The sequence below is a fragment of the Kibdelosporangium philippinense genome (assembly GCF_021390435.2).
GTDB classification, from domain to species: domain Bacteria; phylum Actinomycetota; class Actinomycetes; order Mycobacteriales; family Pseudonocardiaceae; genus Kibdelosporangium; species Kibdelosporangium philippinense.
The window spans coordinates 3,112,964-3,126,434 of record NZ_JAJVCN010000001.1; the positions used below are offsets into that span (position 1 = coordinate 3,112,964).

Below are 13,471 nucleotides of genomic sequence, written 5' to 3' on the forward strand. Positions count from 1 at the left end.
CGCTAAAAGCCACTCCACGCTGGTCCCATAGCCAATCCGGCGAAATTGGTCCTGCTATCCCCTGGCCGCGGTCAGCCGCCGCAACCCCTCAGGAATCTGCGAAACCTGGATCGCGCCGTAGCCCAGCACAATCCCATGCTGCGGCGGCCCGGCGCAGAAATCGGCCAGCGCCTGGACCGCGACCCCATCGGCCCGTGCCCGCGCCACGAGCCCGGCCGGGTCGAACGTGGTGCGGGCACACAGGTGCAGCCCCGCGGATGACGGCACGATCCGCAGCCAATCGATATCGCTTCGCAGCGTCTTGGTGATCAGCTCGTGCCGGGCCGCGTACTCCCGTGTGGCTTTACGGATATGCCGAGCCAGCAAGCCTTCCTCGATGAACTGAGCCAAGGCGCCCTGCGTGACCAGATCGCCGTACATGTCGGTCAGCTGCTTGGCCGTGCGCAGCGCGGGTTGCAGCGACGGAGGGGCCACCAGGAACCCCACCCGCAGCATCGGCAGCATGATCTTGGAGAACGACCCGACATACACCACGCGACCGCTGCGATCGATGCTCTGCAACGGTTGCAACGGCCGGTCGGAAAACCGGAACTCGCTGTCGTAATCGTCCTCGACGATCACCGCGTCATGCCGCTCAGCCCACGCCAGCAGCGCCGTGCGACGAGCCAACGACATCGGCGTCCCCAACGGGAACTGGTGCGACGGCGTGGTGTACACCAGCCGCGCCTTGGCCGGAATCGCCGTCACATCAAGGCCTTCGTCATCCACCGGCACCGCCGCCACGCGCGCACCGAGCGACTCGAACAGCCGACGAGCAGGGGAGTAGCCCGGCTCTTCCAAGGCCACCACGTCACCCGGATCCACCAGCACCCGGCCGATCATGTCCAACGCCTGCTGCGCGCCCTGCGTGACCACGACATCCTCAATGCCCGCCACCACCGAGCGCGACACACCCACATAGCGCGCGATCGCCGCCCGCAGCCCCGGATGTCCCGCGGGTTCGGCATACCGCGCCGGATGCACCACCTTGGTCCGCAACTCACGACTCACCAGCCGCCGCCACGCCTCCAACGGGAACAACCGGCCATCGGGCAGCCCGAGCTGGAAGTCGTAGGGCAGCACCTCATCCATCGACGGCCCTGCCACCGTCTCCCACAACCGCCGCGGCCGCGCCACCCCCTTCCCGCGAGCGGCCCGCGCCTTGGGCTTCACCGGTTCGTCGGTCACGAACGTGCCCGCGCCGACCCGACCGCGCAGAAACCCCTCCGCAGTCAACCGCTCGTAGGCCTCGGTCACCGTCGTGCGCGACACCTGCAACCGCTGCGCGAGCTCCCGCGTCGGCGGCAGCCGCTCACCCGGCCGCAACCGACCATCAAGGATCGCTTCCAGCAGCTCACGGTAGATCCGCGCGGCGAGATCACCCTTGCCCGCCAGGCTGACGTGAAACTCCATTGGTCCATTCAGTTGTGCAGAAATTGGCTATACGACCCGACCAATGTACTCCGTAGGTTCACTGTCATGCACAGACTCGCAGCGGCTCAACTGACCAACTCGATCGGCGACGGTGCCTTCTACGTCACCTCGGCGCTGTACTTCACCCGCGTCGTCGGCCTGACCGCCACCCAGGTCGGCCTCGGCCTGACCATCGGCTGGGCCATCGGTTTCCTGGCAGGCGTGCCGCTCGGTCACCTCGCCGACCGGCGCGGCCCCCGTAGCATCGCGGTCCTGCTGGCCATCGCCACCGCCGTGGCGATCAGCTCATTTCTGTTCGTCCGCTCGTTCCCGGCGTTCCTCATCGCCGTGTGCGTCTACACCAGCTGCCAATGCGGGCTGACCGGCGCGCGCCAAGCACTGCTGGCCGGTCTGGTCGCCCCCGAGCTGCGGACCAAGACCCGCGCGGTCATCCAGGCCGCCGTCAACGGCGGCATCGCCATCGGCGCGAGCCTTGGCGGCCTGGCCCTCTACCTCGACACCCCCGCCGCCTACATGACGGTCTTTGGGATCGACGCCCTCAGCTTCTTGATTTGCGCGGCCATTCTGCGCGCAGTACCCGAAGTCTCGCCCGCCCCCAGCGACGGTGCCCCGCTCGCGCACGCCTTCTATACTCGGCAACGAACGCGGCGGTCGTCTAGTTCCAAGGAAACCGTATTGGGTGACCGCCCCTACCTTCTGTTAGCGCTACTCAACACGATCATGCTGCTGAACGTCCCGCTGATCACCCTGGCCACACCACTGTGGATCGTCCAGCACACCGACGCGCCACGCTGGATGGTCTCCGCGATCCTGTTGCTCAACACCGTGTCCGTGGTGCTGTTCCAAGTCCGAGTTGCCCGCCAAGTCACCTCCCTGCACACCGCGGCACGCTCCATGCGTCACGCCGGGATGCTGCTGCTCGTGTCCTGTGTCGTGTTCGCGCTGTCCGCCCTGGGCACCTCAGGCTGGATCGCTGCAGCCATCCTGCTCATCGCCGCCCTCGTGCAAACCCTCGGCGAGATGATGCAGTCGGCCGGAGCCTGGGAAATCAGCTTCGCCCTCGCCCCACCCCACAAGCAGGGCCAGTACCAAGGCCTGTTCGGCAACGGCCTGGCCGTGGCGAGGGTGATCGCCCCGCTGATGCTCACCTCCTTGATCGTCACCTGGGGAATCCCGGGCTGGATCCTGCTCGGCGCGATCTTCGCAATCACCGGTCTGCTAGTCGGCCCAGCGGTCCGCTGGGCCCAAAGGCAAGCCGCTGAACCCAAGCTGGCCTGTTCGCTACGGTGAACGGCGTGGGCGACTTGCAAACTGAGCGGCTGTCATTGCGCCGCCCCAAGACCACCGACATCGCAGCGATCTTCGCCATCCACAACGACCCGCAAGCCTGCGCCCACAACCCATCGGATGCGTTAACCACTCCCAACCAAGCCGAAGGCCTGTTCCAGCGGTGGGACGAGCACTGGCAGCACTACGGATTCGGCTACTGGGTCGTCCGGCACCAAGCCTCCGAAGCCCAATTGGGATTCTGCGGCCTGAAGTCAATGGAAATGAACAACCGCCGAATCCTGAACCTCTTCTACCGCCTCGCCCCAACCAGCTGGGGCAACGGAATCGCCACCGAAGCAGCTAAAGCTGTCGTCACCTGGGCCACCGCACGACTGTCCGACCTCCCAATAATCGCAAGAGTCCGCCCGAACAACATCGCCTCCCAGCGCGTCGCCACCCGAGCAGGCCTCGTCCGCAGAGAACACCTTGACTGCGAAGGATTCGACGGCTTCGACTGGATCTACGCATCAACCTGGTCCGACTAAAAGGTCCGCACAGGCCCGGTGTGCCGACCTTCAGGGGCTGGCCATCTTTCGTAAGCCCACCAAGGGTTTCCTGCCTCGCGTTGGCTTCGGGACGCCCACAGAGGTCGAGCCCGTGCTTGTCCCGCTTTCCCGTGCAAGGGCCGTGAGACCAACTTCCCGTACAGGTGGGGGTTAAGCCCACCTCCTGCTCGGGTTGGGAGGCTGGCCGCAGTGCGTAAGCACAAGATTTCCCAGTTCCCCCGTAGGGACGAGTTGGCCCGCTTCGTGCACGGGCAGGGGTTTGCCCACCTTTTCGCGTGCCCACCAGGGTTGTCCTCCTTGTGTGCATGGGTTGGGCGGTTTTCCGACCTTGGTCGTAGGTTGGGCGGTTTGCCTACCTTGGTTGAGGGGTTGGGCGGCTTAGCTCACGTTGGTTGAGGGGATAGAGGGTTGGGCCTGGAATGTGTGGCGTGCACCCGGTAGCACAATGACGTATCGCCGTGAGCGGTAGCGAGCAGGCGGGGAGTCAGTGACGGGTGCCCGCGCGTGTCTGCCGCTCCGGCATGGCGTGTTGAACGCGCGAGCGGCGCACGGCGGCGAGCAACCAGGCTGAAAGCGAGTCGAGCAGTTTGACTCGCCGTGCCGGTGGGGCGGACACGCGGAAGATCACCCCAACCAACCCGGCTGGACCGCGAAGCCAGCAACGGGGCCAGGCCTGTCGGACACACCAGGCCGTAAAAGTCGGGGCTTCCACCGGACGGTGTCTCGCATTGCACCGCCCTGGCGCGTGTCCACCGTTCCGTCACGGTGTGTCAAACTGCTCGACTCGCTTCCAGCGCGGTTGCTTCTCCCCGTGCGCCGCTCGCGCGTTCAACACACCATGACGGAGCCGGTGGACACGCGAGAACGCGCTTGCTTTGGTCCGGACTTCGGTCTCTATTGGGTTGGCTGGTTGCTCGGTAACGCGGCCCCTCGGGCGTACCGCTGCCGCAGGACCATCACGATCCTGGCGAGCATGATCAGGGCCAGGATTAATGCTCCGCCATCCGTGATCGCCGATGGTAGGACGCCTACCCATCCGTAGGCTTCTTCTGCTGCTTCGAACATCTCGAACGGCACCATTCTGACTCCAGCCGCCTGTGCGGCATTGACTGCGAGCACCACCCAGAACAGCCAGTTGCCCGCACGTAATGCCAGTAGCCCCAACAGGTTCAGGACTACGAAGGCCGCGCCTACCGCGCGGAATCCCGCCAAGAACCCCGATGGGTCGTCGGCATTGGCTCCGGCTAGCCCTGAGTATTCATGGCGATCTTGATTCGGGCGCCGTGTCGGAACAGGGAAAAGTGCTCCTGAGCTGGGAAGATGAGGTTGCTAGGGCCTGTTTCACAAGTTGATCAAGGTTTGAGATGATCTTGATTCGTGGGGCGTGGTGATCTGACCAACGAGCAGTGGGCGAAGCTGGAACCCTTGCTGCCCAGGGGCAAGAAGCCTGGCAGGCCGCCGAAGCATGCGAAGCGGAAGCTTATTGACGGGATCCGGTTTCGGGTTCGAACCGGTGTGCCGTGGCGGGATCTGCCGGAGCGTTACGGCCCGTGGGAGACGGTGTATGGCTTGTTCCGGCGGTGGCAACGGGATGGCACGTGGAAGAGGATTCTGGTCGCGTTGCAGGCGGACGCGGACGCTGCGGGCCTGATCACCTGGGATGTCAGCGTGGACTCCACGGTGGCTCGTGCGCACCAGCACGCGGCTGGTGCGCGTCAAAAGGGGATCTCCAGAAGGAGTCTCCGGGCGGGGTCGAGGTCGAACCGGCCGATCACGGGCTGGGGCGCTCCCGAGGCGGGTTGACGACCAAGACTCACCTGGCGGTCGAGCAGGGACAAAAGCCCTTATCAATCGTGATCACCGCTGGCCAGCGAGGTGACTCGCCCCAGTTTCAGGTGGTGCTCGACCGTATCCGGGTACCCCGGCGGGATCGCGGTCGGCCGCGCTGCCGCCCGAATCGGGTGCTCGGCGACAAAGCCTACGGGTCCCGCGCCAACCGCGCCTACCTGCGCAGGCGCGGTATCCGCTGCACCATCCCGGACAAGGCCGACCAGGTCCGCAACCGCAAGAACAAGGGCTCACACGGAGGACGACCACCCGCATTCGACAAGGAGATCTACAAGCAACGGCACGCTGTCGAGTGCGGGATCAACCGTCTCAAACGAAACCGAGCCGTCGCCACCAGATACGACAAGCTCGCCGTTCGCTACGAAACCACGGTCACCATCGCAGCGATCAACGAGTGGCTCCCATGACTTTCGAAACAGACCCTAATGCCTGTTCTTACCCATGAAGCTCTGGAGCACTTTCGACGTGGATGTTACTGGGTGGTCGCGGGATCTGGCGGTAGAAGTCGGTGGGCGTGGCGTGGTCAGTCATGCCGGGACCGCGGCGGTGCGGTTGCTGGCCGACCGCACCGGGTTGACGGAAGGCTTGTCGCGGGCGATGGCGCGGCGTGGGTTCATGCCGGTGCATGACCGTGGCCGGGTGTTCGCCGACACCGCGGTGTTGATCGCTGACGGCGGGCGGGTCCTGTCGGATCTGGCTGTCCTGCGCGATCAGGCCGAACTGTTCGGGCCGGTCGCCTCAGATCCGACGTTGTGGCGCACGTTGGACGCGGTCGGTCAGGTGCAGCGCAACAAGATCGCCCGTGTGCGTGCCCGGATCCGCGAGCATGTGTGGTCGTTGATCGAGCGACGGCACGGCCGGATTCCGCCGTCGCGGGTGGCCGACCGTGATCTGGGCACGACCGTGGTGGTCCGGTTGGATGGTTCGCTGGTGATCGCGCACTCGGACAAACAACTCGCCGCGGGAACCTACAAGGGCAGCTTCGGTCATCATCCGCTGCTGGCCATGTGTGACAACACCGGCGAATCGCTGGCCCTGTTGCTGCGCACAGGAAGCGCCGGATCCAACACGACAGCTGATCACCTCGAGGTCCTCGACGCCGCGATCGCCCAGATCCCGGCGAAACATCGAAGGAACCTTCTAGTCACCGTGGACGGCGCGGGCGCCTCCCACGGTCTCATCAAGTACATCACCGCGCTGAACGCCAAGCCAGGCAGGCAGGCGCACTACAGCGTCGGCTGGGAACTCGGTGCGCGGGAACGAGCCGCGATCGGCCGTGTCCCCGCGAAGGCATGGCAGGCAGTGCTCGATCACCACGGCGATCCTCGGCCGCTGGACAAAGCCGGCGTGGTGGAACTGACCGCGCTACTACGTCACCACCCCGACGGGGACCAACTGGAGAACTGGCCGGCCGATCTGCGGATCATCTGTCGTCGTGAGAAACCCCACCCCGGCGCACAGTTGTCCCTGTTCGAAGAAGCCGACGGCTGGCGCTACCAACTGGTGGCCACCAACACCCCGGGCAGCGGTTCGGGCGCCACCGTCCAGTTCCTGGAAGCCCGTCACCGCCCGCACGCCCGAGTCGAGGACCACGTCCGCTGCGGCAAGCAAACCGGCCTCGGTCACCTGCCCTCCACCAAGATCGAGATCAACCGGGCCTGGTGTCTGGCCGCCACCATCGCCATCGACCTGCTCGCCTGGCTGCGCCTGCTCTGCCTTGAGGGCACCCTCGCCAAAGCCGAACCCAAAACCCTGCGCTACCGGCTACTGCACACCGCCGCCCGCATCGTCCGCGGCCAACGCAAACGCAAGATCAAAATCCCGGAAACCTGGCCCTGGGCCGACCCTCTCGCCGCCTGCCTCCGGGCAGCGCTGGCCCTGCCACCACCAACTCGATGACCCCTGTCCCTGCCCCTCGACCTGAAAGGCCCGCCCCCCAACCCGGCGCCCAGCCAACACCGGCGGCCGGGCTCGAACCCTGACCATCACCACACAGCAACCAACTCAAGATCAACATCCGAACCGGCACAGGCGGACACGTCACCCACGTGAATGATCAAGGCTAGCTCCATCGTTCTCGCCAGCACTTCTTCGTCGATCACCACGAATCCGTGCAATGCCGTTCCCGCCGTGAAGATGATCGAGCAGGCCACGACCAGGATTCGCAGGTTCTTCGTCCACATCTTCTTCCCCCTCGACACGCTGTTCTCTATCGGCGATAGGGACACTCTATCACTGATAAGGTGTCTTGTGTGGCTCGCTTGGATATTCGATTTATCACCGAGGCTGCCGTTCAGCTTCTTGATGAGGTTGGGCTCGCCGATCTCAGTACGCGGCGGCTTGCCGCCAAGCTTGGTGTGCAGTCGCCGACGCTGTATTGGCATGTCAAGAACAAGGCTGAACTGCTTGATCTGGTCGCTGAGGCGATCTGTGCCGATGCTTTCGACATCGACACTTCTCTGCCGTGGCGTGATCAGCTTGCCAGTGGGCTACGACAGTTTCGGCAGCTGCTGATCGCGCATCGGGATGCCGCGACGCTGCTGCGGGAACGACCGCCGAGCGGGCCGCATCGACTCGGGCACATCGAGACCACCGTGAAGATCCTGCTGGACGCGGGTTTTCCCGAGTCGGAGGCCGCGGGCATCGCCCGGCTGCTCGCCGCGCACGTACTGACCACGGCCCAGCATGAACTCAGGATGGTTGATCCGGGCGAGGGTGACTATCCGAGTCTGCGGCGTGTCGCCGAGGTTCAGATGTCCAGTGAGCAGCTGTTCGAACTGGGCATCGGGATCTTGCTGGATGGGCTGGAACAACACCTCATGCGGGTAGCACCGCGCCCGCCCGCTTCACGGTCTTGATCACCGGGGCGGTCTCCACGTCGCGCACGGCGTCCACAGCGGACACTCGCTCGGTCAGATACCGATACAGATCCGCGTTGTCACGGCAGTTCACCGCGGCGATCAGGTTTGTCGGCCCGGTCGTCACCGCCGCGAACGACACCTCCGGATGCCGCGCGAGCTCCTCGGCCGTAGCGACCAAACAGGACGGTTTCACCCGCATCCACAACCGCGCCTCCGCGGCGAAACCCAGAGCGGACGGGGGAATGTCGAGCATGTAGGACAGCACCCCGGCCTGTCGCAGGTGATCCATCCGCCGCTTGACCGTCGAGTCCGACCAGCCGGTCACCGGGGCCAGTTCGGCATACCCCGTGCGGCCATCCCGTGACAGCGCCTCCAACAGAACAGAGTCACCCGGGTCCAGCCGGATCGGCGTGTCGTCCGGCACCAGGGGCGATGGCTGCAGCTGCGCGACCTGCTCGGAGCTCAGCCAATGCAGGCCCTGCCAGTTACTGGGCAACGCGGTCGCCCGCAAGATCGAATGCGCCGTCACCGACGCCACCCGGCGGGTGCGCGGCAGCTTCGACAACAGCAGCGTGTCCCGGTCGCCGACGCTGCGCGCCTGCGTGTTGCACGAAATCTCCGTACCGCCCGACAGCAAGTACACCCACGATGTGTCCGGGCGGTCAGCCAAGGCCGTGGCCACCGCGTGAGCGGCGTCCGGAGTGCACTGCAACCGCAGCGTCCACGCCGTATAGCCCAGACGAGCGCCATTGACGGTCCCGACCACACGCAGCACACCGGCGGAACGCAGTCGTTGATAGCGCCTGGCTACGGTGTTTTCCGAGACGCCGATGACCGTCGCGACGCTTCGAAGCGGCGCACGGCCGTCGATCTGCAGCGCGTGTATCAAGCCTCGGTCGACCGAGTCGAGCGTGACGGGATCCATCATCACAGCGTACCCATTGACGGTTTCCTGCGCAGATAGCGATTTTCGGGGTGGTGATCCGCCTGGTCAGCCGATCGTAAGACGTCCACCAGGATAAGGAGAACCATGCGAAAGTGGGGAGCGCTGACCGCGATCAGCCTCGGATCACTGCTGTTTCTGATCGACACAACCGCCGTCACCGTCGCTCTGCCCGACATCGGCCGTGCGTTCACCGCGTCGCTGACACCGCTGCAATGGGTGCTCAACATCTACACCGCCGTCCTGGCCGCGTTGATGCTCGTCGCGGGCTCGGTCGCCGACCGCTACGGACACCGCGCGGTCTACCTGGCGGGCCTCACCGTATTCACAGCAGCGTCGCTCGCGTGCGGCCTGTCGCCGAGCGTTGCCGTGCTGATCATGGCGCGGGCGGTCCAAGGCGTTGGGGGAGCGGCCATAGCGGTCACGACCTTCGCGTTGATCGGCAGCAGCTACGACGGCCGTGACCGTGGTGTCGCGATGGGCATCTGGGGCGCGGTCAACGGGCTGGCAGCCGCGGCAGGACCGATCGCGGGCGGCCTGCTCACGCAGTACGTCAGCTGGCGGGCGATCTTCCTCGTGAACATCCCGCTCGCGCTGCTGGCGATGTGGTTGACCGTCACGACGATCGCCGCAGTTGCTGGTGTGCGCGGGAAACGGTTCGACGTGGCCGGATTGCTGGCATTGTTCCGGATCGCGTCGTTCAACGCCCTCATGGTGTGCGGGGTGATCGCGGCGAGCGTGTTCGCGTGCCTGGTATTCACGTCCGTGTGGTTGCAGGACACGCTCAGGCTCGGCCCGGTCGCCGCGGGATTGGCGATGGTTCCCTTGGCGTTGAGCACATTCGTCACCTCAACCCTGGTCGGCCGACGCCTGCAACAAATCCCGCCGCGCCTGCTGATCGGCACCGGACTGCTGCTAGGCGGTGCGGGATCCGCGCTACAGGCTGGGATTGACGCCCACTCGACCGCACTGTCCATCCTCTGTGGACTGATCGTCACCGGAATCGGCGTGGGACTGCTCATGCCCGCCATGGGTACCGCGTTGTTCGCAACCGTTCCACCGGAACGGTTCGGCGTCGCGGTCGGCGCGTCGACGACAGCCCGTCAACTTGGCCAGACCGTCGGCGTCGCCGTGCTGGGGATCGTGTTCCAGTCCGGGGCGGGCGCCGTCGACGGGCTCAACCGGGTGTACCTGGTCGCCGCCGGGCTCGGATTCGCCGCCGCTGCCACGGGTTTCCTGCTGATTCGCGAAAATGTCGGTACCATGGTCTAACGTCATCGGCCATGAGCGACGTGATTCCCTTCCGTAGCCAGGTGCCGCAGGCCGACCTCGACGACCTGCGGTCCAGGCTCGCGGCCACCCGATGGCCGGAGGAACTGCCCGGCGTCGGCTGGGATTACGGCGTCCCGGTCGACCACCTGCGTGAGCTCGTCGGCTACTGGCAGGACGGGTACTCCTGGCGGGACAACGAAGAACGCCTGAACTCCTTCCCGCAGTTCACCACCGAGATCGATGGTCAGCGGATCCACTTCCTGCACATCCGCTCGCCCCGGCCAGACGCATTACCACTGCTGCTCACGCACGGCTGGCCCGGCTCGGTGCTGGAGTTCCTCGATGTCATCCACCCGCTGAGCGCGGACTTCCACGTCGTCATCCCGGCCATTCCCGGGTTCGGGTTCTCCGGGCCGACGACATCGACCGGGTGGAGCAGCCATCGCGTCGCGGGCGCCTGGACGCGACTGATGGCCAGGCTGGGTTACGAGCGCTACGGAGTCCAAGGCGGCGACTGGGGATCGATCATCTCGCGCGTGGTCGGCGTCCTAGAGCCCGAGCGTGTCGTTGGCGTGCACCTGAACTTCCTGCCCACGATCCCGCGCGGCACCGACGTGGAACTGTCGGAACAGGACCAAGAGCGGATCACCGCGATGAGCAAGTACATGGCCGCCCCGGCCGGGTACATGCGCCAACAGCAGACCCGGCCGCAGACGTTGTCGTACGCGCTGACCGATTCACCAGTCGGCCAGCTTGCCTGGATCGCCGAGAAGTTCCGGGAATGGACCGACCCGACCAGCACAATCGACACCGACTGGCTGTTAACGAACGTCTCGCTCTACTGGCTCACCGCCACCGCTGGATCCTCCACGCGGATCTACTACGAATCGGCAGCACTGCGTGGCAAACCCGTCGACGGGCCGGTGCCGATGGGCGTCGCGGTGTTCCCGTACGAGCTGGTCAAACCGGCGCGGGCGCTGGCCGAGCAGGCGCACACCATCGTGCAGTGGACCGAACACGACCGTGGCGGGCATTTCGCCGCGCTGGAGGTGCCGGACCTGTTCGTCAGTGACGTCAAGGAATTCTTCGAGAAAGTGAGGTGACGTCGATGCCCGCGGGGGCTGACAGTTCTAGGGCGTGACGGCCTCGTTGGTCGCTTTCATGCCCGCGAGGATGATCTGCATGCCGTACTCGAAACACTCGTCGGTATCCGGGTCGAACAGGTTGTCATCCACGTACGCCTGCGCGGTCAGCGGGAACCGGCCGGAGTCCACAGCGGTGTGGGCGGGTTCGGGTGACTTGTAGCAGTGGATCTGCTCCTCGATCGTGAAGCCGACCGCGTAGTGGATCAACGCGGCCAGGCTGCGTGCCGCGGGCCGGACCTCGAACCCGGCGTCCTGCAGCGTGCGCAGCCCGAGTTCGGTCGCGCGGAACAAGGCGGGTTCGGCGACGCTGCCGTTGGCGAAGATCCGGGCGCCGTCGCGGTATCGCAGCATGGCCTGACGCAGGTGGCGCACCCAGTCGGCGGTCCACTCCTGCCAGGTCACGCCCGCGCGCGGTGCTTCGAGGCCTTCGGCGGCGAGGTGGAAGATCGCCGCGGCCATCACGTCGAGCAGCTGGCTCTTGTTCTTCACGTGCCAGTACAACGCGGCCGGTTGCACGTCGAGCCGGGTCGCGAGCAGGCGCATGGACAACCCGTCCAGGCCGGTCTCTTCCAGCATCTCCAATGCCGTGCGCGCGATGACGTCGACGGTGAGCTTCACGTTTGACACCTTAACACCAGTGAATGCATCCTTAACGATGTTCAGGAACAACTGACCATCGTTTAGGGGATCTGGGTGAGTGACTTCAACGATCAGGTGATCGCGGAGTTCAGGGACAACAAGGGCACAGTCGGCGGCTTCTTCGCCAACGCCCACGTCACGCTGCTGCACCACAAGGGTCGCAAGTCCGGCCGGGACATGATCACGCCGTTGATCTACCTGCCGGTGGACGGCAGCTACGTGCTGATCGGCAGCGCGGGCGGCGCCAAGAAGGTGCCGGAGTGGTTCAACAACGTCGCCGCCGCGGACGAGGTCCAGATCGAGGTCGGCGAGCAGACCGTCACCGCCAAACCGACGATCGTGCGCCAAGGACCGGAGTGGCTGCGCATCTACACAATGTTCGCCGACTACTGGCCGGACGTGCACAAGTACGAGGAGAACACCGACCGGCGTTTCCCGTTCGCCCGGCTGGACCCAGTGGCCATGAGCTAAAGGGAGTCCGGCAACCCGAACACCGCGAACAGCCGCGTGTCGAAAAACGACGTCGTGTGCCGCACGCCCGCGGCGTTCAACTCCAGCAGTTCGAGCTTCCACGGCACGAACGAGCCGGACTGGCCGATTGTCGAAGCGCGCATATAGGTGGCGAATCCAGGCTGGCCGTTGCCCGCGATCGGCACCATCCGCAGGTCGTCGGTGCCTGCCGGGCACCAGTTCGCCACCACCCGCGCGATGGCGTGCGGCCCGCGATACCAGCCAGGGAACGGCGGCATTTCCATCACCACGTCGTCGGTGAACACCTCGATGATCGCCGGAATGTCCTTGGCCTCGAACGCCGTCACGAACCGGTCCAGCAGCTCCCGTTCCTGCGCCGCGGTCGGCTCGACCACAGTGTCACGGCTGGGAGAGACCTCGGAAAGCTGAGCGTGCGCACGCTGCAAGGCGCTGTTGACCGCGGCCGTGGTCGTGCCCAGCAGGGACGCGACCTCGGCCGCACGCCATTTCAGCACGTCCCGCAACACCAGCACGGCCCGTTGCCGTGGCGGCAGGTGCTGCAATGCGGCGATGAACGCCAACCGCACGCTCTCCCGCGAGGTCACGATCGACGCCGGGTCCAGCAGCGAGTCCGGGATCGGCTCCAGCCACGGCACTTCCGGCTGCTGGACCGGAGCCACGTCCGGATCGGCGCTCTCGGTGCCCAGCCCGATCGGCAACGGCCTGCGCTCACGACCCTGCAGCGCGCTCAAGCATGCGTTGGTGGCGATGCGATACAGCCAGGTCCGCATCGACGAGCGCCCCTCGAACGCGGAATAGCCACGCCACGCGTTGAGATACGTCTCCTGCACCAGGTCCTCGGCCTCGTGCACCGAACCCAGCATCCGATAGCAGTGCGCGAGCAACTCCGCCCGATACGGATCCGCCGCACGCTCGAACTCGTCCGTCGGTGAGGTCAGCGACCCGGTCACACCTGTTCCTTTC

General features: G+C 65.6%; 14 protein-coding genes. 8 read left to right on the forward strand and 6 right to left on the reverse strand.

Features of this window, described 5'->3' with window-relative positions:
- Positions 1-54: 54 nt before the first annotated feature.
- Positions 55-1,452: a MocR-like pyridoxine biosynthesis transcription factor PdxR gene (pdxR, locus tag LWC34_RS14305; RefSeq protein ID WP_233725539.1), complete on the reverse strand. Its 1,398-nt coding sequence runs from the start codon at positions 1,450-1,452 to the stop codon at positions 55-57.
- A gap of 66 nt (positions 1,453-1,518) precedes the next feature.
- Here pdxR and LWC34_RS14310 point away from each other — a divergent pair, with 66 nt between their 5' ends.
- Both LWC34_RS14310 and LWC34_RS14315 read left to right on the forward strand, forming a co-directional pair.
- On the forward strand, positions 1,519-2,763 hold the full coding sequence (locus LWC34_RS14310) for an MFS transporter (protein WP_233725540.1): 1,245 nt from the start codon (positions 1,519-1,521) through the stop codon (positions 2,761-2,763).
- Between the two features lie 5 nt (positions 2,764-2,768).
- Positions 2,769-3,287 carry a GNAT family N-acetyltransferase gene (locus LWC34_RS14315; RefSeq protein WP_233725541.1) on the forward strand — a complete coding sequence of 173 codons (519 nt, stop codon included), beginning with the start codon at positions 2,769-2,771 and terminating at the stop codon, positions 3,285-3,287.
- Positions 3,288-4,202: 915 nt separating this feature from the next.
- Here the strand turns inward: LWC34_RS14315 and LWC34_RS14320 are convergent.
- On the reverse strand, positions 4,203-4,520 hold the full coding sequence (locus LWC34_RS14320) for a hypothetical protein (RefSeq protein WP_233725542.1): 318 nt from the start codon (positions 4,518-4,520) through the stop codon (positions 4,203-4,205).
- Between the two features lie 165 nt (positions 4,521-4,685).
- Between LWC34_RS14320 and LWC34_RS14325 the strand changes: the two genes are divergently transcribed.
- A protein-coding gene (locus LWC34_RS14325) for an IS5 family transposase (protein WP_417448663.1) occupies positions 4,686-5,563 on the forward strand; the annotation gives its coding sequence in 2 pieces (ribosomal slippage) (positions 4,686-5,079 and positions 5,079-5,563; 879 coding nt in all).
- A gap of 34 nt (positions 5,564-5,597) precedes the next feature.
- On the forward strand, positions 5,598-7,055 hold the full coding sequence (locus tag LWC34_RS14330; RefSeq protein WP_233722402.1) for an IS1380 family transposase: 1,458 nt from the start codon (positions 5,598-5,600) through the stop codon (positions 7,053-7,055).
- An 86-nt stretch (positions 7,056-7,141) separates the two neighbouring features.
- On the opposite strand, the gene LWC34_RS14335 is transcribed toward LWC34_RS14330, so the two are convergent.
- Positions 7,142-7,339, reverse strand: coding sequence for a hypothetical protein (locus LWC34_RS14335; RefSeq protein ID WP_233725543.1), 198 nt, complete (start codon positions 7,337-7,339; stop codon positions 7,142-7,144).
- A 69-nt stretch (positions 7,340-7,408) separates the two neighbouring features.
- Here LWC34_RS14335 and LWC34_RS14340 point away from each other — a divergent pair, with 69 nt between their 5' ends.
- A complete protein-coding gene (locus tag LWC34_RS14340; protein ID WP_233725544.1) occupies positions 7,409-8,014 on the forward strand; it encodes a TetR/AcrR family transcriptional regulator C-terminal domain-containing protein in 606 nt (201 codons plus the stop codon).
- On the opposite strand, the gene LWC34_RS14345 is transcribed toward LWC34_RS14340, so the two are convergent.
- Positions 7,974-8,942 (reverse strand): Lrp/AsnC family transcriptional regulator, encoded by a 969-nt coding sequence (locus tag LWC34_RS14345; protein ID WP_233725545.1) that lies wholly within the window; start codon positions 8,940-8,942, stop codon positions 7,974-7,976. The two genes, LWC34_RS14340 and LWC34_RS14345, sit on opposite strands and share 41 nt — an antisense overlap.
- A 105-nt stretch (positions 8,943-9,047) precedes the next feature.
- Here LWC34_RS14345 and LWC34_RS14350 point away from each other — a divergent pair, with 105 nt between their 5' ends.
- Both LWC34_RS14350 and LWC34_RS14355 read left to right on the forward strand, forming a co-directional pair.
- On the forward strand, positions 9,048-10,232 hold the full coding sequence (locus tag LWC34_RS14350; RefSeq protein WP_233725546.1) for an MFS transporter: 1,185 nt from the start codon (positions 9,048-9,050) through the stop codon (positions 10,230-10,232).
- An 11-nt stretch (positions 10,233-10,243) separates the two neighbouring features.
- Positions 10,244-11,335 carry an epoxide hydrolase family protein gene (locus LWC34_RS14355; protein WP_233725547.1) on the forward strand — a complete coding sequence of 364 codons (1,092 nt, stop codon included), beginning with the start codon at positions 10,244-10,246 and terminating at the stop codon, positions 11,333-11,335.
- 27 nt (positions 11,336-11,362) lie between these two features.
- Here the strand turns inward: LWC34_RS14355 and LWC34_RS14360 are convergent, their stop codons facing one another.
- The gene (locus tag LWC34_RS14360) at positions 11,363-11,995 is read right to left on the reverse strand and encodes a TetR/AcrR family transcriptional regulator C-terminal domain-containing protein (protein ID WP_233725548.1); all 633 of its coding nucleotides are present in this window, start codon (positions 11,993-11,995) and stop codon (positions 11,363-11,365) included.
- A gap of 75 nt (positions 11,996-12,070) precedes the next feature.
- On the opposite strand from LWC34_RS14360, the gene LWC34_RS14365 reads away from it, so the two are divergent.
- Entirely contained in the window at positions 12,071-12,487 is a 417-nt protein-coding gene (locus tag LWC34_RS14365; RefSeq protein WP_233725549.1) for a nitroreductase/quinone reductase family protein, read from the forward strand.
- Here LWC34_RS14365 and LWC34_RS14370 read toward each other — a convergent pair.
- Positions 12,484-13,458: a sigma-70 family RNA polymerase sigma factor gene (locus LWC34_RS14370; RefSeq protein ID WP_233725550.1), complete on the reverse strand. Its 975-nt coding sequence runs from the start codon at positions 13,456-13,458 to the stop codon at positions 12,484-12,486. The genes LWC34_RS14365 and LWC34_RS14370 overlap by 4 nt on opposite strands.
- Between the last annotated feature and the right edge of the window lie 13 nt (positions 13,459-13,471).